Origin of the sequence: uncultured Winogradskyella sp. (genome assembly GCF_937958655.1) — a bacterium.
GTDB lineage: Bacteria > Bacteroidota > Bacteroidia > Flavobacteriales > Flavobacteriaceae > Winogradskyella.
This window is the reverse complement of the sequence record NZ_CALGNH010000040.1, coordinates 1-22,663: the sequence shown is the minus strand read 5'-3', so window position 1 is coordinate 22,663 and position 22,663 is coordinate 1. Positions and strand designations below refer to the sequence as shown.

General features: G+C 33.8%; 19 protein-coding genes and 1 pseudogene. 17 read left to right on the top strand and 3 right to left on the bottom strand.

From position 1 onward, the window contains the following. The coding region (locus Q0800_RS08825) for a metal-dependent hydrolase (protein ID WP_299128981.1) at window positions 1-809 on the top strand (809 nt) is incomplete at its 5' end. 114 nt (window positions 810-923) lie between these two features. On the opposite strand, the gene Q0800_RS08820 is transcribed toward Q0800_RS08825, so the two are convergent. Continuing rightward, window positions 924-2,123: an aminotransferase class I/II-fold pyridoxal phosphate-dependent enzyme gene (locus tag Q0800_RS08820; RefSeq protein WP_299128980.1), complete on the bottom strand. Its 1,200-nt coding sequence runs from the start codon at window positions 2,121-2,123 to the stop codon at window positions 924-926. A gap of 164 nt (window positions 2,124-2,287) precedes the next feature. On the opposite strand from Q0800_RS08820, the gene Q0800_RS08815 reads away from it, so the two are divergent. The 6 genes from Q0800_RS08815 to Q0800_RS08790 all read left to right on the top strand — a co-directional run bounded on the left by Q0800_RS08815 (window position 2,288) and on the right by Q0800_RS08790 (window position 8,083). After that, on the top strand, window positions 2,288-2,740 hold the full coding sequence (locus tag Q0800_RS08815; protein WP_299128979.1) for an Lrp/AsnC family transcriptional regulator: 453 nt from the start codon (window positions 2,288-2,290) through the stop codon (window positions 2,738-2,740). 3 nt (window positions 2,741-2,743) lie between these two features. After that, on the top strand, window positions 2,744-3,370 hold the full coding sequence (locus Q0800_RS08810; RefSeq protein WP_299128978.1) for a CPBP family glutamic-type intramembrane protease: 627 nt from the start codon (window positions 2,744-2,746) through the stop codon (window positions 3,368-3,370). Window positions 3,371-3,432: 62 nt separating this feature from the next. Then, window positions 3,433-3,987 (top strand): porin family protein, encoded by a 555-nt coding sequence (locus Q0800_RS08805; protein ID WP_299128977.1) that lies wholly within the window; start codon window positions 3,433-3,435, stop codon window positions 3,985-3,987. A gap of 91 nt (window positions 3,988-4,078) precedes the next feature. Then, window positions 4,079-5,677, top strand: a complete 1,599-nt coding sequence (locus Q0800_RS08800) for a S41 family peptidase (RefSeq protein ID WP_299128976.1) — start codon at window positions 4,079-4,081, stop codon at window positions 5,675-5,677. A gap of 92 nt (window positions 5,678-5,769) precedes the next feature. Then, window positions 5,770-7,170, top strand: a complete 1,401-nt coding sequence (gene lpdA / locus Q0800_RS08795; RefSeq protein WP_299128975.1) for a dihydrolipoyl dehydrogenase — start codon at window positions 5,770-5,772, stop codon at window positions 7,168-7,170. A 79-nt stretch (window positions 7,171-7,249) separates the two neighbouring features. Then, window positions 7,250-8,083, top strand: a complete 834-nt coding sequence (locus Q0800_RS08790) for a hypothetical protein (RefSeq protein ID WP_299128974.1) — start codon at window positions 7,250-7,252, stop codon at window positions 8,081-8,083. A gap of 2 nt (window positions 8,084-8,085) precedes the next feature. On the opposite strand, the gene Q0800_RS08785 is transcribed toward Q0800_RS08790, so the two are convergent. After that, window positions 8,086-8,679: a hypothetical protein gene (locus Q0800_RS08785; RefSeq protein ID WP_299128973.1), complete on the bottom strand. Its 594-nt coding sequence runs from the start codon at window positions 8,677-8,679 to the stop codon at window positions 8,086-8,088. A 272-nt stretch (window positions 8,680-8,951) separates the two neighbouring features. Here Q0800_RS08785 and Q0800_RS08780 point away from each other — a divergent pair, with 272 nt between their 5' ends. The 3 genes from Q0800_RS08780 to Q0800_RS08770 are packed head-to-tail and all read left to right on the top strand — an operon-like array spanning window position 8,952 to window position 10,544. Continuing rightward, on the top strand, window positions 8,952-9,545 hold the full coding sequence (locus Q0800_RS08780; RefSeq protein ID WP_299128972.1) for a sigma-70 family RNA polymerase sigma factor: 594 nt from the start codon (window positions 8,952-8,954) through the stop codon (window positions 9,543-9,545). Further along, window positions 9,529-9,708 carry a hypothetical protein gene (locus tag Q0800_RS08775; protein WP_299128971.1) on the top strand — a complete coding sequence of 60 codons (180 nt, stop codon included), beginning with the start codon at window positions 9,529-9,531 and terminating at the stop codon, window positions 9,706-9,708. The genes Q0800_RS08780 and Q0800_RS08775 overlap by 17 nt, the downstream gene beginning before the upstream one ends. Before the next feature lie 20 nt (window positions 9,709-9,728). Further along, a complete protein-coding gene (locus Q0800_RS08770) occupies window positions 9,729-10,544 on the top strand; it encodes a hypothetical protein (RefSeq protein WP_299128970.1) in 816 nt (271 codons plus the stop codon). A 104-nt stretch (window positions 10,545-10,648) separates the two neighbouring features. Here Q0800_RS08770 and Q0800_RS08765 read toward each other — a convergent pair whose 3' ends face one another. Then, window positions 10,649-12,004: a DEAD/DEAH box helicase gene (locus Q0800_RS08765; protein WP_299128969.1), complete on the bottom strand. Its 1,356-nt coding sequence runs from the start codon at window positions 12,002-12,004 to the stop codon at window positions 10,649-10,651. Window positions 12,005-12,284: 280 nt separating this feature from the next. Here Q0800_RS08765 and Q0800_RS08760 point away from each other — a divergent pair, with 280 nt between their 5' ends. The 7 genes and pseudogenes from Q0800_RS08760 to Q0800_RS08730 all read left to right on the top strand — a co-directional run. Further along, window positions 12,285-13,580, top strand: a complete 1,296-nt coding sequence (locus Q0800_RS08760) for an anthranilate synthase component I family protein (RefSeq protein ID WP_299128968.1) — start codon at window positions 12,285-12,287, stop codon at window positions 13,578-13,580. A 57-nt stretch (window positions 13,581-13,637) separates the two neighbouring features. After that, window positions 13,638-14,261 (top strand): hypothetical protein, encoded by a 624-nt coding sequence (locus Q0800_RS08755; RefSeq protein WP_299128967.1) that lies wholly within the window; start codon window positions 13,638-13,640, stop codon window positions 14,259-14,261. Window positions 14,262-14,312: 51 nt separating this feature from the next. Beyond that, a complete protein-coding gene (gene tilS / locus Q0800_RS08750; protein ID WP_299128966.1) occupies window positions 14,313-15,647 on the top strand; it encodes a tRNA lysidine(34) synthetase TilS in 1,335 nt (444 codons plus the stop codon). A 52-nt stretch (window positions 15,648-15,699) separates the two neighbouring features. Next, window positions 15,700-17,391: an adenine deaminase gene (gene ade / locus Q0800_RS08745; RefSeq protein ID WP_299128965.1), complete on the top strand. Its 1,692-nt coding sequence runs from the start codon at window positions 15,700-15,702 to the stop codon at window positions 17,389-17,391. Between the two features lie 79 nt (window positions 17,392-17,470). Continuing rightward, window positions 17,471-19,378, top strand: a complete 1,908-nt coding sequence (locus Q0800_RS08740) for a CocE/NonD family hydrolase (RefSeq protein ID WP_299128964.1) — start codon at window positions 17,471-17,473, stop codon at window positions 19,376-19,378. 99 nt (window positions 19,379-19,477) lie between these two features. Beyond that, window positions 19,478-20,437: an alpha/beta fold hydrolase gene (locus tag Q0800_RS08735; RefSeq protein WP_299128963.1), complete on the top strand. Its 960-nt coding sequence runs from the start codon at window positions 19,478-19,480 to the stop codon at window positions 20,435-20,437. A gap of 40 nt (window positions 20,438-20,477) precedes the next feature. Continuing rightward, window positions 20,478-22,663 (top strand): annotated as a pseudogene (locus Q0800_RS08730) (hypothetical protein); the annotation flags it as partial.

The window sequence follows — 22,663 nt, the reverse complement described above, 5'->3', positions numbered from 1 at the left end:
CTTTTTTAATCGGATGGTTAGTACATAAATTATACGATATAGGAAAACGTTTAAATACAACCACACGTTTAGATTGGATAAAACTATTCTTTTGGTCGCTATTTACGCATCCGCTTTTAGATTGTTTTACTCCATACGGTACGCAACTGTTTGCTCCATTTTCTAACTATAGAGTTGCATTTAACACTATTGCTGTTGCTGACCCTTTATATACATTGCCTTTTTTGATTTGTATTATAGTATTAATGTTTTTTGGAAGAAATTCTAATAGACGGAAATTTTGGCTTAGGTTAGGAATAGGGATTAGTTCAGTGTATATGTTATTTACAATCTTCAATAAGCTTTATATAGATAGTGTTTTTAATTCGACATTGGAAGAAAAAGGAATTACTTATGAACGCTTTAGCACTCAGCCTTCAATTCTAAATAATATACTTTGGTACGGTATTGCCGAAACTAAAGATAGTTACCATGTTGGGTTTTATTCATTATTTGATACGGCTAATCGATTTTCAGATTGGCAAATCATTCCGAAGACTAGAGCTATAAAGAAAGCGGATTATGATGGCCTTAAAGATTTAGTTTGGTTTAGTAATGATTATTTTAATGTTGAAAAATTAGATAATGGTGATTATTTATATAAAGATTTAAGATATCCCTTAGTTGAAACAAGAGAAGGTTTTAAGGCCGTTTTCAACCTAAAACTCTACAAAACAAAAAACCGATTAGATATGAAACCATTTGCTCCAGAAATGGATGATATAGCATTTACAATGGCTGCACTTTGGCAGCGCTTAAAAGGGAAATAATTTTCTGATTCTAGAGAAATCGATAGCTCTTACGTATTTATGTTAGCCCAGTTAAAATTCCTATATGCTGTAGACCTGTCAGGTTTTAAAAACCTAGCAGGTCTCCAAACAGGACTACAGAATACCCAACTCAACCATACAAGCAAGCATCATATCATAAGTACGCTCTATATCAGCATCTAATCCAATTGAAAATCGAATTAAACCATCACTCAGTCCCATTGCTTCTTGTTCGTCTTCAGGTATTTCAGAAGACGTTGAGCTTCCTGGAGCACTAAATAGTGTTTTGTAAAACCCTAAGCTTACAGCTAAATAGCCCAAATTGCGCTCTTGCATAAGTTCCATAAGCGCATTTGCTTTGTCTAAAGAGCCTACATCGATTGTGAGCATACCTCCAAAGCCATACTTCTCGTTCATCATAGATTTAAATAAGTGATGTGATGGATGAGATGTTAAACCAGGATACACTGTTTTTAATCCATTTGCCTCAAATTTTTCTGCCAAATAGGAGGCGTTGTAGCTGTGTTGCTGCATTCTAATATGAAGCGTTCTTAGATTTTTTAATACAGAAGCCGAACGTAGGCTATCCATTGTAGAACCTAGTAGCATTGCGGCACCGTCATTGACATTTCTCAGTTGATCTATAAATTCTTGAGAGCCACAAACGACACCACCAACAGTATCCGAAGATCCGTTGATGAATTTTGTTAAACTATGTATTACGATATCTGCGCCTAATTTTATAGGTGAAATCGATAGTGGAGAAAAGGTATTGTCAACTACTAATTTAAGATTATACGTTTTGGCTAATTTGGCTAAACCTTTAATATCAGCAACTTCTAGAAGTGGGTTACTTACGGACTCGCAATACAATACTTTAGTTTTTGGAGTAATTGCAGCTTCTACTATATCTAATTTGGTAATATCCACAAAAGTCGTCTCAATACCTAGTCTTGGCGTAAAGTTTTTTAGAAACGCATAAGTTCCTCCGTATATGGTTCTACTACTGACAATATGTTCTCCAGCATCGCAAAGTTGGAGGAGAACAGGTGTAATGGCACCCATTCCAGATGCTGTAACAGTAGCTGTTTTGGTGCCTTCCATAGCTGCTAATGCCTCACCTAAATATAAATTTGAAGGTGATGAGTGGCGCGAATATAAGTAGCAACCATCTGCATTGCCCTCAAAAGTGTCAAACATAGTTTTAGCAGAAAGAAACGTATAGGTTGAAGAATCTGAAATGGATGGATTTACACCACCGAATTCCCCAAAATATTGTAAATCTTGAATATTGTTTGCAGGTTTAAATGCCATGGTAAATATGTTTTAGTGGATATAAAATTCTATATTAAATGATTATTAATCAATACATAGTTATTTAATTAGAAAATAAAACTATATTTATGTTTAATTACGGAATTTTAATCTAATTCTTGAGCTATTGATACGATTAATTAGAAAATTTTACTGTTTTTATGATGGATTCAACAGATAGGCAATTGTTAACATTGCTTCAAAATAATAGTAAACAAACTAATAAGGCATTGTCTAATGCTTTGGGATTATCAGTTACGGCAGTTTACGAGCGCATTAAGAAACTAGAGAATAATGGTGTTATTAAAAAGTATGTGGCCTTAGTTGAGAAAAAAAAGGTAGATAAAGCCTTTGTAGCATTCTGCCATGTAAGACTTGTGCAACATTCTCAAGATTATGTTATGAAATTTGAAAGAGAAGTTCGTAAATTAGACGAAGTACTAGAGTGTTACCACATTAGTGGTGATTATGATTATTTACTAAAAGTTTTGGTTGAAGATATGGAAGCTTTTAGAGAATTTATGGTGAAAAAACTCACTAAAATAGACCATATAGGTAGCACCCATAGTATGTTTACTATTAGTGAAGTTAAACATACCACAGCTATTGCTTTATAGGTAATGAAAAGTATTACGTACAGACTAGCAGAATTTTTTATCATTTTTATACTTATTCCTGTAAGTTTTGCTTTGTCTTTTCCGGTTTGGATAAAGTTATCCATCGGCTTTGTTGGTTTTTTGTACGTAATTTATGTGTTATTAAAAGTAGAGCATAATAGGTTCAAACTGAGAGAATGTATTAATTGGAAGCAGTTTTGGCAAAGAACAGTATTAAAATTTTTAGTCATCGGTATTATTACAACTATCTATGTGTATGTTGTAGATTATAATAATTTGTTTGTTGTTTTAAAAACAAAACCTTTGTTATGGGTAATCATTCTTTTTGTCTATTCTATCTTTTCTGTATATCCTCAAGAGCTTATATATAGAACGTTTTTCTTTCAACGTTATGAGTCTTTGTTTAGAAGCAATATTTTATTTCTGTTAGTAAATGCTGCTGTGTTTTCACTCGCTCATATTTTCTTTAGAAATACCTTGGTTCTATTTTTAACCTTTATAGGAGGAATTCTATTTGCACTAACGTTTAAAAACACAAAATCAACACTTTTGGTTTCCATTGAACATACACTATATGGGTGCTGGTTATTTACTGTTGGCATGGGAGCCATGTTAGGATTTCCTACTTAAAGTTTTATATAAATCTAAATAGATAATTAGTATTTTACGCTAATCAATAATTTTATAATACGATGAAAATCCTTTTTGGCTTTTTAATTTTATGTGGACTTAGTCTTAATGCTCAATCGCATCCTGCAGGGATTAAGGTTGGAGGAAATATAGCAAATTTGTCTGGCGATGGTACTGAAAACGTGTCTAGTATGCTCAATTTTTCTGCTGGTTTTTTTATGGAGATAAAGGCCACTAAAAATTTTAAAATTCAGCCCGAACTTTTGTTTTCAGTCTATGGGTTTAAGCTAGATGAAGAAGGGAGTCGTTCTAATGTAAGATTAAACTATGTGGTATTACCAATTATGGCAAAATACTTTTTATCTAACGGAGTGAGTTTAGATGTAGGCCCTCAGGTAGGATTATTAGTCACAGCAAAAAACGGTACAGGGTCTTTAGCAGATGTAAAAACCAATTTTTATGATAGAGACTTTGGTATTAATGCTGGTACAAGTTTTAGAATTTCGGATATGATTACGCTTTCTTTAAGGTATTATTTTGGTCTTAACGATGTTACAGCTACTAATGTAAAAAATTATAATAGAGCATTTCAATTAGGTTTACAATTTAAGATTTAGTGCGTTAGGCAACCCTTTAAATTTTTTTAGCGTCTATGCTAATAACAGAACTTAGTGAAAAAATCAAGTTTTTAAACAAATGATGTAAAGCATGAAAAATATTTTAATCTGCATATTAAGTGTTGTAACATTATACACATGTAAAAGTATAGATGTACATAATGAAGCCGTTGTAAGGCTTCATCCTGTAGAAGATATACACCAGGATATTGATAAGTTATATAAGCAGTTAAAAAGGCATCATCCTAGATTATATCAATACACACCAAAGCAGCAATTAGACTTTAAGTTTGATAGCTTAAAGCAATCCATATCGTCACCAATGACTAGCCGACAGTTGCACAAACAATTAGCGCAGGTTACAAAGTATATTGGCCAAGGTCACATGTCTATTTCGCCACCTTATAAGACCTTTACAAGAAAGGAGCGAAAGGCGCTTAATAAGATGCGTTTTGGTATAAATAATATAGATACTGAGTATGTAAATAATAAATTAATTGTACGAAACGCACGCCATAAAGACACCCTATTGATTAATGCCGAAATACTAGCAGTTAATGGTAAAAATACCAAAGATTTAATTTCTGAATTTAAAAAGGGCGTAGCGTCAGATGGTTATAATACTACCTTTCATCCGCGCGTTGTAGGTTATCGATTTTTTTCCTATTACAAGCAGGCTAATGGCCGATTTGATAGTATTAGTTTAACCTTACGTAATGCCGATTCTACCTTTGTTAAAACGTATAAAAGAGTACCAAAACAAAAAAATGAAAAACCAAAAGATTCCGTAGCAGGTGATTCACTTCAAAAAAAGCCTAAAAAACAAAAACTAACAAAGGCCGAGAAAAAGGCTAAAAAGTTAAAATTTAAAAAGAGACGCGACGAGCGTCGTAAAAAAAGCTACGACTACACGCTAAAAGAATATAGACGAGAACTCACTTTTATAGGTGAGGATAGTGCTGTGGGTTATTTAAAAATCAAGGGCTTTACAGGTGGTAAGTACAAAGCTTTTCATGAAGATACCTTTAAAACCTTAGATTCGCTTAAAACGGAAGTGCTCATTATAGATTTGCGCAATAATTTTGGTGGTAGTCTAAATGAGATAAACAACCTGTACTCTTATTTAACCGATAAAAATTTCACAATTATCAATCCTAGTGAGACCAATAGTAGAATACCGGTTTTAAAAGCTACAATGAGTAACACAACAAGCCCCTTTAGCAAAACGATAATAGGTGTTTTATCACCAGTTATTCTAACCCATAATCTTTTAAAAACAAAAAAGAGAGACGGTAAGTTGTACTACAAATTTAAAGCAGCAAAGGAGCATGAACCCAATCCGCTAAATTTTAAAGGGAAATTGTATGTGCTTATAAACGGCAATTCCTTTTCTGCCTCATCTATACTGTCAACACAATTACAAGGCACTAATCGTGCTACTTTTGTTGGCGAAGAAACAGGTGGAGCTTATAATGGTACAGTTGCGGGTATTTATAAATTATATGAATTACCTAACACAAAAATTAAGGCTAGAATAGGGTTAATGCATATAGATTCTAAGTTTAAAACCACACCAGATGGTTATGGTATAAAACCAGATGTAGAAATAAGTCCAACTTATAATAATAGGTTAAACGGTATTGATCCAGAATTAGAATGGGTTTTAAGTAATATCCAAAAGAAAAAATAGTTGTTTTTGTATTAAATGAAACTTAAAAAATTCGTCCATATGTTAACGATATCGTACTTTTGTAACCGTTTAAATTAAAAATTTCACGTTATATGAATTCATACGATGTAGCAGTCATAGGTTCTGGTCCTGGTGGGTATGTGGCAGCAATTCGCTGTTCGCAACTAGGTATGAAAACCGCATTAATCGAAAAATATTCAACATTAGGAGGCACATGTCTCAATGTAGGTTGTATTCCTAGTAAAGCCTTATTAAGTTCTTCACATCACTACGAAGAAGCCACAAAACATTTTGAAGATCATGGTATTGAGATTCCGGGTGAGATAAAGGTAAATCTTACAAAAATGATTTCGCGTAAGCAAGCGGTTGTAGATCAAACTACAGGTGGTATCGATTTCTTAATGAAGAAAAATAATATTGATGTTTATGAAGGTTTAGGATCATTTAAAGATGCAACTCATATAAAGATTGAAGGTAAAGATGCTGGTGAAATTGAAGCAAAAAATATAATTATAGCCACAGGTTCTAAACCCTCTAATTTACCTTTTATAGAATTAGATAAAGAACGGATCATCACATCAACAGAAGCTTTAAAACTAAAAGAGATACCAAAACACATGATTATTATTGGTGGTGGTGTTATTGGTTTAGAGCTAGGGCAGGTTTACCGAAGATTAGGAGCAGAGGTAACCGTTGTAGAATATATGGACAGAATCCTACCAACTATGGATGCTGGGCTATCTAAAGAATTAAATAAGGTTTTTAAGAAAGCGAAATGTAAAATGATGATGTCTCATAAAGTGCAGTCTGTTGAGCGCAAGGGAGATGAAGTCATTGTAAAGGCTGAAAACAAAAAAGGTGAAATTGTAGAGTTTAAAGGCGATTATTGTTTAGTATCCGTTGGAAGACGACCATATACAGAGGGCTTAAATGCAGAAGCTGCGGGAGTAAAAATTAACGATAGAGGACAGGTTGAAGTTAATGAACACTTACAGACATCAACGTCTAATATCTATGCAATAGGTGATTGTGTTCGTGGTGCCATGTTAGCCCATAAAGCTGAAGAAGAAGGGGTATTTGTAGCTGAAACTTTAGCAGGACAAAAACCGCATATAGATTATAACTTAATTCCTGGTGTGGTATATACTTGGCCAGAAGTAGCTGCTGTTGGTAAAACAGAAGAAGAATTAAAAGAAGCTGGTACTGAATATAAAGTCGGTCAATTTCCTTTTAGAGCTTTAGGTAGAGCCAGAGCTAGTGGAGATATTGACGGATTTGTAAAAATATTGGCTGATAAATCAACAGATGAGGTTTTAGGCGTACACATGATAGGTGCACGTTGTGCCGATTTAATTGCCGAAGCCGTAACCGCTATGGAGTTTAGAGCCTCTGCCGAAGATATATCGCGTTATTCGCATGCGCATCCAACATTTGCAGAAGCCGTAAAGGAAGCTGCGTTGGCTGCAACGGATGATAGAGCTTTGCATATTTAAAATAAATATATTGTCATTCTGAATTTATTTCAGAATCTAAAAAGCGAACCCATTGGTTCGCTTTTCTTATTTTAGCATTATGAAGAACTATTATCAAATAATAATGTTTTTAGCATTAATAGCTTGTTCTCCCAAATTAAAGAGTTCAATTTTAAAAACGCTACCACCATTACCCAAAGAAGCTATCGTTGTTGTTTTAGGACTCTCAGACGATCAGAACATTGAATCTGAAATCATTGGTTCAATTATAGCTAAGGATGGCGGCTTAGCAGTAAACTGTACGTTTTATGAAAATGTTCAAAATTTAAAAGTATTAGCAAGAAAACATGGAGCTAATCTTATAAAAATCACCGAACATAAGATCCCAGATAATTGGAGTACGTGCCACAGGCTAGAAGCAGAGATATACAAAGTCAGTAATCCTAGGTCTTACGAAACTCAGATAGAATGGAGTGAAGATCGTAAATTAACTTGGGATGATTTTAAAGGCCAACCAGACACGGTAAACTATCCTAATACCTTAGCTATAACTAACTCAGGATTTGGGTATGAGTCTGGTGTAAGTATGCTAAAATCAGGTAAAGTATTTGTACGTAGTGTTTTTAATAATTTTGATAGTTGGGTGGTGCCAGAAGGAAGGAATGATTATGTTTTACGACACGAGCAAATACATTTTGATATCACAGAAATTTATTCTAGAAAACTAAGAAAGGAATTAGCAGATGCAAAGATAACAAGTAATAATTCTGCTAAAGCACAACTTATTTTTGACCGTGTATTTAATGAAATGAGAAAGCGTCAAGATCGTTACGACCAGGAAACACAACGTGGTGATAAAAAAGAAACCCAAGAGCACTGGGAAGCTATTGTAACGTTAGAATTAGCTAAATATGAACTTTATAAAAGTAACTAATATTAAAGTTCTTGTATTAAATCTATAATGCGTAAACGCTTAGAGTAGTCATTTTCATTAATATCGCGCACAAAGCAATAGGCGCTAATATCATCATTTTTAATCTTTTCTGTCAGTTCTTCGACAGTATTAGGTCCAAATTCTTCAGATTCTGAAATATAGTAAAATTGGTGTTTATGAATAATATTACTGACTTTTCGTTGGTATTTATTTTTTAAAAAGCGCTGTACATCGTCAATAGTATTTACCTCATCGTCATAATTTGTAGTATTGATATATAAGGCAAATTCTTCTTTGTCTTGATGATTTAATACGAGCACATCTCTATCTTTAAAATAAGCTTTTACGGTAATAATACCATCCTCAGTTTCAATTGTAAATATATTTTGAATGTTTAGGGACCAAGAGGTAGTAATTGAAGCGTCTTTCCGTTCAATTTCTAAAATATTATCATCCCTAAAGGTATAAATAGCTTTTTTTTCAGAGATGCCATTAACTAGAACCCATTCTTTATTTATAAAGTACGAATCGTAATGACGCTCAAAATCAAAAGGCTTTAGGTTAGGAATTGTGTTATGTAGGTAAGCGGCATTCATTAATAAGTTTAAAAATAGATGTTAGAGACTATAATAACGTTAGGCTTTAATATTTAATATGTACTAAAGTTAAAAATTTTAAGCCATTTTTAAAATTGAATTATGAAAATGTCTTTTTTACAGTCTATACATCATTATTACGATTATTGTAATTTAAAAATTTATTAGATAATATTAGGGTAAATTTGATTTCTTTTGTTTTTTTAAATTTAATGTGACTTGCCAATTAAGTGTGTGTCTTATTAAGAACAACTAACCAAATTAATAACTAATTGACAACTGAGGCTGTTCATAACCTAACCGATGAAGCGCTTGTGGAAGCTATCGTAAAAACCAATGATACGTTGTTATTTGAGGTCCTTTATGACAGGTACGAGTCCATGGTTTATAATAAATGTTATGGGTTTGCAAACAGTATAGATGAAGCCAAAGATTTAACGCAAGATGTGTTTTTAAGAGTCTTTGTTAAGTTAGCTAGTTTTAAAGAAAAGTCTAAATTTAGTACTTGGTTGTATGCGTTTACATACAATCATTGTGTTAACTATGTTACCAGAAATACAGCCAAAAAGATAGAAAAACAATCTGTAAGTTCAGAAACTGTTGATATACAAAATATAGGTGAAGATGTAGATTCTACACGTGAGTTTGAAAACATGCGTGTAGAACAATTAAAAAAAGTTATGGAGATGATTTCGCCAGAAGATAAAATGATATTGTTATTAAAATATCAAGATAATTTATCTATAAAGGAATTATCACAATCCATGGAAATTGGAGAAAGTGCTGTAAAAATGCGCTTAAAAAGGGCAAAAGAAAAACTTGTACAGAAGTACAATAATTATACGAAAGATGGAGAATCCATTTAGGCAAATAAACCAACCTTTAAAGGAAGTTCCTGCGGAGCTTAAAGGCAAAGTTATGCATGATATTGCTATGGCTAAATTATTTATGGAATTAGCTGAGTTATTTTCGTATAATTTGGGCTATATTATAAATAGTGTAAGCAATAGCCGAAAAGAAAATACATAAATAATCCTAACATAAAAAAAATGGAAAAATTGAACCAATCAAAAGACTACGTCTTGGACATACTAGCATCGTCATGGCCTATTTTGGCAAAAATAGTAATGGGCATTTTAGGTTTAATAGTTGCACTTTACATTATTAAGATTATTGTTAAAATAATCATTAAACTATTAAACTTAGCAAAGGCACACAAACTCGATGAGAAAATTAATGATATAGAAATTGTTGAAGGAAAAAAACTCAATTTTGATACCATTAAATCCGTTTCCACATTTATTAAGTATGTGCTATATGTTATACTTGTTATGATTGGTGCCGAATTTCTAGGCCTAGAGATTGTTTCAAAACAGATTAGTGATTTAATCTCATATACACCAAAATTAGTCTCGGGTATAATCATATTTGTAATCGGCTTACTTTTTGCAAACTTTGTTAAAAATGCACTGAAGTCTTTATTTGATTCTATGGATTTGTCGGGTGCTAAGATGATAAGCCAAATCGTATTTTTTCTCATATTAATTTTTATGTCAATTACTGCTTTAAACCAAGCAGAGATTGATACGCAAATCATTACGCAAAACTTAACACTTATAATTGGTGCTTTTTTACTTGCATTTGCAATAGCCTTTGGTTTCGGAGCTAGAGTTATAGTGGGTAAATTAATGCATACCTTTTATGCCAGAAAAATGTTTGAGGTAGGGCAAAAAGTAATATTCAACGGGCAGGACTTTATTGTGGATGATGTTAAAAGTGTATCAATAATATTAAAAAACTCAAAAGGACGATTAATAGTGCCTATAAATGATTTAATGGAAAACCAAGTACAATTGCAGGACTAACTATAAGGTTAGGGTTATAGATTTTATTTTGTTATAAAATGTGGTCCTGCACGTACTTGGTCGTATAAAAAACCTCTTCAAAATGTTGAAGAGGTTTTTCTTTTTTATTTACGTTTTTTATTTCGCCGATTATAATTTTTGTCACCACGAGTTTTAGGTTTTTTATACTTCTTAGCAATTTCTCGTCTGTAGGAACCACCTAAATTTTCCTTTTTATTTTTCGCTTTCTTTTCATGAAACGCAGGCCCAACATCATCATCTAAAGAGCGTTTAGTAGGGTTGTTACGTTCTCTAATCTGCAGGCGTTCTTCATCAATAAGCTCCTTAGAAATTTCAACCTCATCTGGGAGTGGAAGCAACGCTATACGCATTGCCATTAAAGCTTCAATAGCGTCTTTGCTGTCTTGTTCTTTTTCTGTTGAAAATAGCAAGGCATGTCCTTCTTTTTCTGCACGACCCGTTCTGCCAATTCTGTGCATGTAGTTTTCTGGATATTCTGGAGTATCAAAATTAATAACATGCGATACATCTTCAATATCTAGACCTCTTGCCATAACATCTGTTGCAACTAAAATACGGTGCTCACCATTACCAAACTGTTCAATACTTCGTAGCCTGTAGTTTTGTGTTTTGTTAGAATGAATAACACAGGTGTCACCAGGGAATAGTGCTTCTAATTTTTCAAATAAACGGTCTGCCATTTTCTTATAGGCCACAAAAATGAGTACTCGAGAGAATTCATTAGTATTATGAAGCAGGTTTTCTAAAAGATTTACCTTAGTGTGAAAATTAGGAATATTATAACGCTTTTGGGTGATATTTTCTAAAGGAGTACCAGAAACGGCAATTGATACTTTTGTTGGACTAATAAAAAAGTCCGTAATTAATTCGTCCACATCTTGGGTCATTGTAGCTGAGAACATAATGTTCTGTCTGCGTTCTGGTAAGATGTCGAAAATATTCATTAATTGATGTCTAAAACCTAAGTCTAGCATTACATCAACTTCGTCAATCACTAATTTTTGTATAGATTTAAGTTGTAGCACTCTACTAACGGCTAAATCATATAACCGACCTGGAGTAGCTACGATAATATCTTGCCCTTGGGCAACAGCTTGTTTTTGAGTATTGATGTTTGTCCCACCATAAACCCCTAAAATTCTGTTGTTAATATATTTAGAAAGCTTCTCAATTTCTTCTACCACTTGTACCACCAATTCGCGCGTGGGTACTAATACTAAAACTCTCGGATTGTCTTGTCTAGAATATTTAAGATGACGTAAAATTGGAAGCATGTAGGCAAAAGTTTTACCAGTACCAGTTTGCGCTATACCCACTACATCCTTGCCAGAAGCTACAATATTAAACGCTTTAGACTGAATAGGAGTAGGGTTAACAAATCCTAAATCTTCTATAGCATTATAGAGCGGTGTGTTTAAATTTAAATCTTGAAAGGTCAAAACTTTTGATTTTCTACAAAGCTACCATTATTAATCAACTTATGAGACTCGGTTTTTGTCTATTTCAATACAGGTATTTGGCTTAAAAGATTTTTAAGCTTTTAAGCCTTAATCCTATATTTTAATTACTAAAATCTATTAGAAAGCACTATGTTTATTTAAGATACAAAAACCTGTTGTCTACAAATAAATCATTAAGGTAATTATGTAGGACTATTTTTTAATGAAAAACAAAATTCAAAGAGTATTCTCATTAAATTTGTAGCATACTACATTTCCATTGAGAACAAAAACCACGCATCAACTAACAGACCCTAAAACGTTTAAAAAGCAATTATTGTATTGGTCCCAACGCTTTGAGGATGTGGTTTGGTTAGACTCTAACAATCATAAAAGTAAATATAGCAGTTATGATGCTATACTTGCTACAGATGCCTTTACGAGTTTAAAAACAGATGATCACCAAGCATTTGACCGATTACAAGACTACCAGCAATCTACCAAAGATTGGATTTTTGGTTATTTAGCGTATGATTTAAAAAATAATGTAGAAGACCTTAAGTCCTCTAATTTTGATGGTTTAGATTTTCCAGATTTATACTTTTTTCAGCCCAAGAAGTTGTTTTTAATTAACGGAAACCAAGTTGAAATACAATATTTAAGCCTGGTAGAAGATGAAATTGAAGAAGATTTACAAGATATACATTGCACTGTCACTTCGAGCGTAGTCGAGAAGTCTCATAATCCAGCTAAAATTAAACTACGAATCCGCAAAGACGAATATTTTAATAAAGTTAATAAGATGTTGGCGCACATCCAAAAAGGAGATATTTATGAAGCCAATTTCTGCCAAGAATTTTATGCAGAGAACTGTAACATAAATCCTTTAGAGACCTATTTAAAACTCAATGAAATATCAAAACCACCATTGGCAACATTCTTAAAATCTGAAGACAAATTTTTAATGTCAGCATCACCCGAACGTTATATTAAAAAAATGGGACAAAACGTTATTTCGCAACCAATTAAGGGTACAGCAAAGCGTTCTAAAGATACCAAACACGACAAAAATTTGGCAACGGCTCTAAGTAAGGACGAAAAAGAACGCAGCGAAAATATTATGATTGTAGATTTGGTGCGCAACGATTTGTCCCAAACTGCAGAAAAAGGAAGCGTTAAGGTTCAAGAATTGTGCAAAGTGTATTCCTTTTTGCAGGTGCATCAAATGATTTCAACCATTAGTTCTCAGATTTCAAAGGCTATAAAACCTGTTGAAGTATTACGAACCACATTCCCAATGGGTAGTATGACAGGAGCACCTAAAATCTCAGCTATGAAAATTATTGAAGACTTAGAACAAACCAAACGTGGCTTATATTCTGGCTCAGTTGGTTATTTTACGCCAGATGATGATTTTGATTTTAATGTGGTGATTAGAAGTATATTATATAACGCTTCCAAGTCTTATATTTCGTATAGCGTAGGCAGTGCCATTACAGCAAAGAGTAATCCCTTAAAAGAATACGAAGAGTGCCTTGTAAAGGCAAAAGCCATGCGTGAGGTTTTAGAAAATTAATAATTTAATAATTACACGCAACCATTTTATAATTATAGCATCTTAAAAAAAAGTTACATGAAAAAACATTTGAAAATTTTAGTACTGGTTCCTTGCCTTTTCGCAGCATTGTGCGACCCAATAGAAGATAATTGTACTTTAATTTATGAGGATCCAGAAACATATACAATGATTATTGAAAGTACATCAGATACCTTTATGCCAGATGAAACGATTTGGATTGATGCAAAGACGTCATCTTCATTAATTAATATCTGTGATGAAAATGCTGAACCACAACTTGTAACCGATAATGAGGTGTTTTTTGATGGATTTTATGTATTAAAACTCAATGATAATTTAGAAAATCTTAATGCCGAGTTGGCTGAAGGTATTACTGTAGTTTATGATATTGGTGAATCTTTTACTTTCAATGACTGTAATAACTCTATTAATATACTACCAGAGTTAACAGATGATAATCAATTTTATCAATACAGAATAGGTTTATCGGTGAGTACACCAGGCGATTACTGTGTTGTAAGTTCAAGAAAAAATAATTTTATAATAAATCAAGACAATAACTCAAGTATTTTTGATAATTACAATACTTTAAACAATGTCATTAGATTTGATGAATGTAATTTTCCATTTGCCAGAGAAGGTACAGAAGGACATTATTTTTTTAAGATAGAAGAGTAAAGTAAATTTATAATACTTTGGCATGCTTTGTAATTTCAATAACTTTGGTGTGTGCAAAAGGATTTCGAAAATTACATTGAGAACAAGCTCTACTTTTTAAAAGAGGCTAGGCTATTAATTGCCAATTCAGGCGGCATTGATAGTGTTGTTATAACACATCTATGTCATAAATTAAAACTCAATTTTGCCTTAGCACATTGTAACTTCAATTTGCGTGGTAAAGAAAGTAATGCAGACAAAGATTTTGTTATTAAATTAGGTGAGCAATTAGATGTTGAAGTCTTTGTTCAAAATTTTAACACACAAGATTACGCTAATAAGCACAGGTGCTCTATACAGATGGCTGCACGCGAATTACGATACGACTGGTTTAACGATTTGGCGCAGCATTTAGATTTCGATTATATATTAACCGCACATCATGCAGACGACAATCTCGAAACATTTTTAATCAACTTCACCAGAGGAACAGGGCTCAATGGCTTAACAGGTATCCCAGAAATCAATGAAAATATTGTAAGGCCTTTGCTTAAATTCTCTAGAGCACAAATTGAAACTTATGCCAAAGCCAGCGACATTAATTGGCGAGAAGATAGTAGTAACTCATCCCGAAAATACCTCAGAAATAAACTACGTCACAACGTAGTGCCGATTTTAAAAGAGATCAATCCACAGCTTTTAGACAGTTTTCAAAGCACGTTAGATAACCTCAATGATACAGCATACATAGTAGACGAAAGTCTCAATGCTGTTTCTAAAAGAGCCATTATTGATATTGATGAGAAAGGTATAACTTATAAAATTTCAGAATTCAAAAAAGTAAATAACCCTAAAGCCTATTTGTTCGAAATGTTTAAGGATTATGGTTTTACAGAATGGAATGATGTTGTTGATTTGTTAGATGCAGAAACAGGTAAATATGTAAAGTCTAATACACACAGGCTTATTAAACATCGTGAGTTCTTAATTTTAACTGATTGTCATTCTGAACTTGTTTCAGAATCTCATATTACAATGCTTATATCAAAATCTGTAGTGCGAAATGGTAAATTTGAAATGCCTTTTGGTTTCCTACGCTTTGATGAAGCAGATGCATTAAAAGAAAATTCCAAAAACATCATTTTCGTAGATGCCGAAAAATTAAAATTCCCTTTAGAATTAAGGCTATGGAAAAAAGGTGATGTATTTCAGCCGCTAGGTATGACAGGGAAAAAGAAAATCAGCAAATACTTAAAGGACGAAAAACTATCACCTGTAGAAAAAGAAGACACTTGGGTGTTAAAATCAGATAACGATATAATTTGGGTTGTCGGAAGACGCGCAGACGAGCGGTTTAAGGTCTCGAAAGAATCAAAACAGATTCTGAAAATAGAATTGAAATATTAATACTCGCAATTGTCCCCTTGAGGGGACTTTAGGGGTGTATTGCACAAGAAAATTGAAATTAAAAGGAAACATAGTAGACATCAAAAACCGCAAAATCTTCAAAGGCGAAGTCACCTTAGAGAATGGTAAAATAACTTCCATTATAGAAAAAGACTGTGAAGAAAACCATTACATCTTACCCGGTTTTGTAGACGCGCATATTCATATTGAAAGCTCAATGTTGGTACCGAGCGAGTTTGCAAAAGTAGCAGTAAAACATGGTACAGTTGCCACAGTATCAGACCCTCACGAAATTGCTAATGTCCTTGGCGTAAAAGGTGTTGAGTTTATGATAAACAATGGAAAGCAAACACCATTTAAGTTCAATTTTGGAGCACCAAGTTGCGTGCCAGCTACGAGTTTTGAATCCGCAGGTGCAGTAATTAATTCTGATGATATCCAAACCTTAATGGCGAATCCAGATATAAAGTATCTCGCCGAGATGATGAACTATCCAGGCGTTATTTACGACAATGCCGAAGTGCTAAAAAAATTAAATTGGGCAAAGCATTATAATAAACCTATTGATGGCCATGCGCCAGGTTTACGAGGAGACGATTTAACCAAATATATTGCTGCTGGTATCTCTACAGACCACGAATGCTTTACGTATGAAGAAGGTTTGGAAAAACTTCAAAAAGGAATGAAAGTCATCATCAGAGAGGGTAGCGCTGCTAAAAATTTTGATGCTTTAATTGATTTGTTAGACACATATTATAAAAACATGATGTTCTGCAGTGATGATAAGCATCCAGACGATTTGTTATTAGGCCATATCAATCAACTTTGTATAAGAGCTGTAGAAAAAGGCATTGACGTTTTTAAGGTTTTACAGGCTGCATGTATAAATCCGGTGAAACATTACAATCTGGATGTAGGTTTGCTCAATGTTGGCGACCAAGCCGATATGATTGTAATTGAAAACTTAAAAGATTTTAAAACCCTTCAAACCTATATAGATGGCGAGTTGGTTTATGATAAGGGTGTTTCTAATATTAAGCACGTGGAGTTTAAGAGTCTTAATAATTTCAATGCACAACCAAAAAGCGTAGGGGATTTTCGATTAGAAGCTAGGGCCGAATTATCTGGTGCTGTCACACGGAACGCAAGCGAAGTGTCTAAATCTATAAAACCTCATAGCATAAGAGTTATAGAATGTTTAGATGGAGAATTGATTACTAACAACATTACTGCGAGCGCTACCATAAAAGATGGTAACCTTGTTTCTAATACAGAAACTGATATTCTTAAAATGGTTGTTGTAAATCGTTACGATGCAGAAACTTATAAGGAGGATAAGCCAGCAATAGCGTTTATTAAAAATTTTGGCTTAAAAGAAGGTGCAATCGCATCATCTGTTGGTCACGATTCTCATAATATTATTGCGGTTGGCGTTTCAGACGAAGCCATTTGCAAAGCGGTTAATCTTTTAATTGATAACGAGGGTGGTATCTGTGCAGTTTCAAACCAAAGTCAGAACGTAATTCCATTACCTGTCGCAGGTATTATGAGCGACCAAAATGCGGAAACTATTGGTAAGCAATATGCGCAATTAGATAAAATGGCGAAACAAATGGGTAGCCCTCTAAATGCGCCTTATATGAGTTTATCGTTTATGGCATTATTGGTAATTCCATCATTAAAATTAAGCGATAAAGGACTGTTTGATGGAGCTAAGTTTCAGTTTACCTCAGTACAAATGTGATAGACAGCTGCAAGGTTTTTAAAACCTAGTAGGTCTTAAATTCAAAATAGATTATCTTTAAACCTTAAAATAAAACATAATGATTTATAAGCGTATAACGTTCATATTATTTACATTCTTTCTGGTTTCAAATTGTAAAACCACAGATAAAACTCTATCTGAAAATGTACAGACTGACGAAAAAGTTTCAAAAGCTGAAATCCAAAAATCTTACGATGTAAAAGCGCATTACACCAAAAAGGAAGTGATGATTGAAATGCGCGATGGTATAAAACTACATACAACCATTTATTCGCCAAAAGATACTTCAAAGTCTTATCCTATTTTAATGATGCGCACACCTTATAGCTGCAAACCTTATGGTGAAACTGAATTTAGGCCTAAGATTGGACCAAATAAATATTTAATGCAAGAAGGCAATATTATGGTTTATCAAGATGTAAGAGGTCGTTGGAATAGTGAAGGCGTATATGATAATATGCGTGCTTATATACCTAATAAAACCGGAAATGAAACTGATGAAGCCAGTGATACTTATGATACTATTGAATGGTTGGTTAACAACCTGCCTAACACTAACGGAAAAGTTGGAACCTATGGTATTTCGTATCCAGGTTTCTATGCTACCTATTCCTTATTGTCTGGTCACCCTGCGTTAAAGGCGTCGTCGCCACAAGCTTGTATTGGAGATTTCTTTTTTGATGATTTTATTCATAATGGTGCCTTTTTGTTGAGCTATTGGAGAGCCACTTCGGTATTTGGTTATATGAAAACTGAACCTACAACAACGTCTTGGTATAGTTTTCCAGATATTGGAACCGAAGACCAATACCAATTTTTTTTAGACCATATGCCATTGCGTAAGCTCAATAAATATTATGGCAAGGACAATGTGTTTATGGAGCAGTTGAAGACCCACGTTACTTACGATGAATTTTGGCAAAGTAGAGGAATCATTCAACACTTAAGAGATATAAAATCAGCAACGATGATAGTAGGAGGACAGTTTGATGCAGAAGATTTATATGGCCCTTACAACACCTATAAGAGTATTGAAAAGAATAGTGATAATTATAATATTGTGGTTTTTGGACCATGGAGTCACGGAGATTGGGCAAGAAATAATGAGCGTCAGGTCATTGGGAATGTATACTTTGGCGATGGAATTTCAGATGATTTTCAAAAAAACGTAGAAACCAAGTTTTTTAACCATTTCCTTAAAGGGGAAGCCAATGGTAATACAGGTTTACCAGAAGCCAGAATGTTCAATACTGGGACTAACCAATGGCAGGCTTTTGAAACTTGGCCACCTGAGAATACAACCAAGGAAAGCTACTATTTGCAGCCTTACCAAAGCCTAACAAAAATGCCAAACAAGATGTTTGCGACTTCAGACTTTATAAGTGACCCTAAAAAGCCAGTGCCTTACACAGAGGATATAAAAGTGGTGTTCACCCCTAGAAAATTTATGACTGATGATCAGCGTTTTGCCTCTAGACGACCAGATGTCTTAACTTTTGAAACTGAGGTTTTAGAAAGTGATGTGACCTTAGCTGGTGACATTTTAACAAAACTAAAAGTCTCTACTACAGGCACAGCAGCTGATTGGATTGTGAAGGTTATTGACGTATTTCCAGCAGATACACCAACTACGGATGATGTCCAAGACCATTTAAAGCTGAGCAATTACCACATGTTGGTGCGCAGCGAAACTTTGAGAGGACGTTTTAGAAATAGTATGAGCAATCCTGAGCCTTTTGTACCAAATCAAAAAACTGACGTTAATCTAAAGTTACAGGATGTCTTCCATACCTTTAAGAAAGGGCATAAGATACAGGTGCAGGTGCAGAGTACATTTTTTCCTTACATAGATGCCAATCCGCAAACTTATGTGGATAATATTTTTGAAGCCAAGGAAGAAGATTTTAAAGCGCAGACACATAAGGTATATAACGATTCTTCAATTGAGTTTACCATTTTAAAGTAATCTATACTGTCACCTTGAGCATTGCTTGAAAAAGAAATTTATTTCTTTGAAAGCACCTTGCGAAGCAAACCGAAAGGTCTCTGAATGTCTATATTATAATTGCCGATAGTTGAATCTACATACAAACCGCCATTTTGGACCAAAACAAGCTTTGTGTCTACGGTATTTTCTGGCTTGGCCAGAACCGTACAAGGGGTTGACCAAACTAGAGAACGCATTACACTACCAGATGGTGATTTCTTGGATTTGGACTGGAGCTATGCTACAGAAAAATCAAATAAAGTTATTATTCTACTTCATGGTTTAGAAGGCAATGCGCAACGTCCATACATAACTGGTGCAGCCAAGTTATTTAACGAAAACGGTACTGATGCATGCGCTCTTAATTTTAGAGGCTGCAGTGGAGAACCTAACAAATTATATAGGAGTTATCATTCTGGTGCTACTGAAGATTTAGATGAAGTTGTAAAACATATTCTGACCAAAAACCAATATGCCGAAATCTATATCAAAGGTATTAGTTTGGGAGCCAATATGGCCTTAAAATATGCAGGCGAAGGTAGAATGTTACCTAATCAGCTAAAAGCTGTGATTGCGATTTCTTCACCTTGTGATTTAAAGGGCTCTTGCGATGAATTGTTAAGTCTAAAAAACAGACATTATGCGATTCGATTTTTACAACATTTAAAAGATAAGTTAAAACCCAAGTTACTTCAGTTTCCACATGATTTATCTCTAAATGATTTTAAATCTATAAAGACGTTAAAAGATTTTGATGATGTATATACCTCAAAAGCTCATGGTTTCACAAACGCCTATGATTATTATGATAAGGCAAGTAGTTTGCAATATTTATCAAATATTAAAGTGCCTTCACTGATTATTAACGCACTAAACGATTCCTTTTTATCTGCGAGTTGTTATCCTGTTAAAGAGGCAAAGCAAAATCCAAATCTCTATTTAGAAATGCCAAAATATGGTGGGCATGTTGGGTTTATCGATAAAAGGAATGTTTATTATAATGAAAAACGAGCTGTGGAGTTTGTAGCTAACAAATAGCTAGTAGATAATTTCCTACTTTTGTAATAAATTTTAAAATATGAAGCAATTCTACCTACTACTCACTTTACTTGCCTACACGTTTACAATCCAAAGTCAGAATATAAATTTTCCTGATGCCAATTTAAAGCTTAAGCTGGTGACGCAAACTAACCCAACAATTGACACCAATAATGACGACGAGATATCTGTGGCAGAAGCTGCTGCGGTAACAGGTCGTTTAAAAATAAGAGGTAACGGAAGTACAGGGCGTATTACGGATCTTACAGGTATTGAGTTTTTTATTAATGCCACCGAAATAGAAGCGGATAATAATGAACTAACAGCTGTAGATCTTTCTGCCAACACAGCTTTAACCTTTGTTAATTTAGGAAGTAATGACCTAACAATGGTAGACTTTTCTAATAACACGGCTTTAGAATTTATTAATGTTCAGAGTAACAATCTGAGTCAATTGGATGTGTCTAATCTTACCAATTTAAAGACTTTAGGTTGTACTAATATGCTTATGACTTCATTAAATGTTACTAATTGTGTACAGCTAGAAACCTTAAGTTGTGCTATTAATCAGTTTACAAGCCTAGATTTAAGCACTAATACCTCGTTAAAAACCTTATTTGCGCACTCTCTACCAAATTTAACAAGCCTAGACCTTTCTAATAATACCCAACTAGAATCTATAGAATGTGGTGGTGCTGGCTTTTCTACTTTAGATGTGTCTAATAATCCATTATTAACATTCTTGGATTGTTCTTTTAGTCAGGTGTCTAACCTTGTGTTTGGTTCTAACAACACAGTATTAACTACCGTAGATAGCCGAGAATCACAACTCTCTAGTATCGATACCTCGCTACTTTCTGGCTTAACGGAGTTGATTCTTAGTAATAATCTCCTCACATCTATAGATGTTTCTCAAAACACCAATCTGGAAATTTTGGATTTAGATGAGAATCAACTCACTACGATTGATCTTGAGAGTAATCCTAATATAAACGATGTAAGTCTTGTAAACAACCAACTTCAGACGGTTTATTTAAGAAACGGTAATAATCCTCAATTAAGTACGCTAAAACTTAATTTTAATCCAGCTCTGTATTGCGTATTTGTGGATGATAAAAACATTAATTATCCAAGTTGGTTTAGAGGTGGTGCCGTAACATTTGTTGAAACCGAAGCCGAATGTACGGTAGCTTCTGAAGTCACTATTATTCCAGATCCAAAATTTGAACAAGAATTAATTTTACAGGGTTACGATACATCTCCTTCTAATGGCGAAACACCAACCTCAAAAATTAATGGTATTACCGAGCTAGACGTTGAATTTGAAGACATATCGGATTTAACAGGAATAGAGGCTTTTACAGCTTTAGAAGTACTAGATTGTGATTTCAACCCTATAACCAACCTCGATGTTTCTGCTAATTCAGCACTGAGAAGCATATCTGGAAGATTTATGGATTTAGAGACGGTAAATTTTGGCGCAAATCCCAATCTTACAGGTGTTAATCTAGAACAAAATGAGTTAACCACCATAGATGTATCACAGTTACCAAATCTTCAGGGGCTAAGAGTTAATAACAACGACCTTACAGCTTTAGACCTAACGAATAATCTATCGGTAATCAGCTTGTTTGTTAACGACAATCCCATGACCCAACTAGACATACGGAACCTTAATATCCGTACCATGAATTCTAGAAATACATTGATTGAAACGCTAGATTTTAGTAACTCGGATAATATTAATATTATTTCAATTCAAAATAATCCTAACTTAACTTATGTGAATTTTAAAAGTGGTGGTAACGAGAATATTCAACAAATATTTTCAATAACATTTTCTGGACTTCCAAATTTACAGACCGCATGTGTAGATGATGTCAATAATGTATTAGCATCCAGAATTCAATCTTGGACCGACCAAGAAGTGACAATTACAGAGGATTGCCTAAATGAAATATCTGGTACAGTGTTGTATGATATTGATGGTAATGGTTGTGATTCGTCGGATATAGCGCTTCAAAATTTAATGGTTGAATCGGCAAGTGTTGTAGATACAACGGCTACCTTTACCAGTATGAGTGGTACCTATGTTAATTTTGTAAAGGCTAATGCATATACTACAAATATAGTTTCGAGTTTACCGAGTTATTTTACGGTTACTAATCCATCTCAAAATTCTGTATTTAATGATTTTAATGAGCAGGATACTGTTGATTTCTGCGT

What these genes read in the sequence shown, in the direction of transcription:
- Q0800_RS08820 (WP_299128980.1), bottom strand. Translation starts at nt 2,123, where the DNA reads ATGGCATTTAAACCTGCAAACAATATTCAAGATTTACAATATTTTGGG.
- Q0800_RS08815 (WP_299128979.1), top strand. Translation starts at nt 2,288, where the DNA reads ATGGATTCAACAGATAGGCAATTGTTAACATTGCTTCAAAATAATAGT.
- Q0800_RS08810 (WP_299128978.1), top strand. Translation starts at nt 2,744, where the DNA reads ATGAAAAGTATTACGTACAGACTAGCAGAATTTTTTATCATTTTTATA.
- Q0800_RS08805 (WP_299128977.1), top strand. Translation starts at nt 3,433, where the DNA reads ATGAAAATCCTTTTTGGCTTTTTAATTTTATGTGGACTTAGTCTTAAT.
- Q0800_RS08800 (WP_299128976.1), top strand. Translation starts at nt 4,079, where the DNA reads ATGAAAAATATTTTAATCTGCATATTAAGTGTTGTAACATTATACACA.
- lpdA (WP_299128975.1), top strand. Translation starts at nt 5,770, where the DNA reads ATGAATTCATACGATGTAGCAGTCATAGGTTCTGGTCCTGGTGGGTAT.
- Q0800_RS08790 (WP_299128974.1), top strand. Translation starts at nt 7,250, where the DNA reads ATGAAGAACTATTATCAAATAATAATGTTTTTAGCATTAATAGCTTGT.
- Q0800_RS08785 (WP_299128973.1), bottom strand. Translation starts at nt 8,679, where the DNA reads ATGAATGCCGCTTACCTACATAACACAATTCCTAACCTAAAGCCTTTT.
- Q0800_RS08775 (WP_299128971.1), top strand. Translation starts at nt 9,529, where the DNA reads ATGGAGAATCCATTTAGGCAAATAAACCAACCTTTAAAGGAAGTTCCT.
- Q0800_RS08770 (WP_299128970.1), top strand. Translation starts at nt 9,729, where the DNA reads ATGGAAAAATTGAACCAATCAAAAGACTACGTCTTGGACATACTAGCA.
- Q0800_RS08755 (WP_299128967.1), top strand. Translation starts at nt 13,638, where the DNA reads ATGAAAAAACATTTGAAAATTTTAGTACTGGTTCCTTGCCTTTTCGCA.
- Q0800_RS08740 (WP_299128964.1), top strand. Translation starts at nt 17,471, where the DNA reads ATGATTTATAAGCGTATAACGTTCATATTATTTACATTCTTTCTGGTT.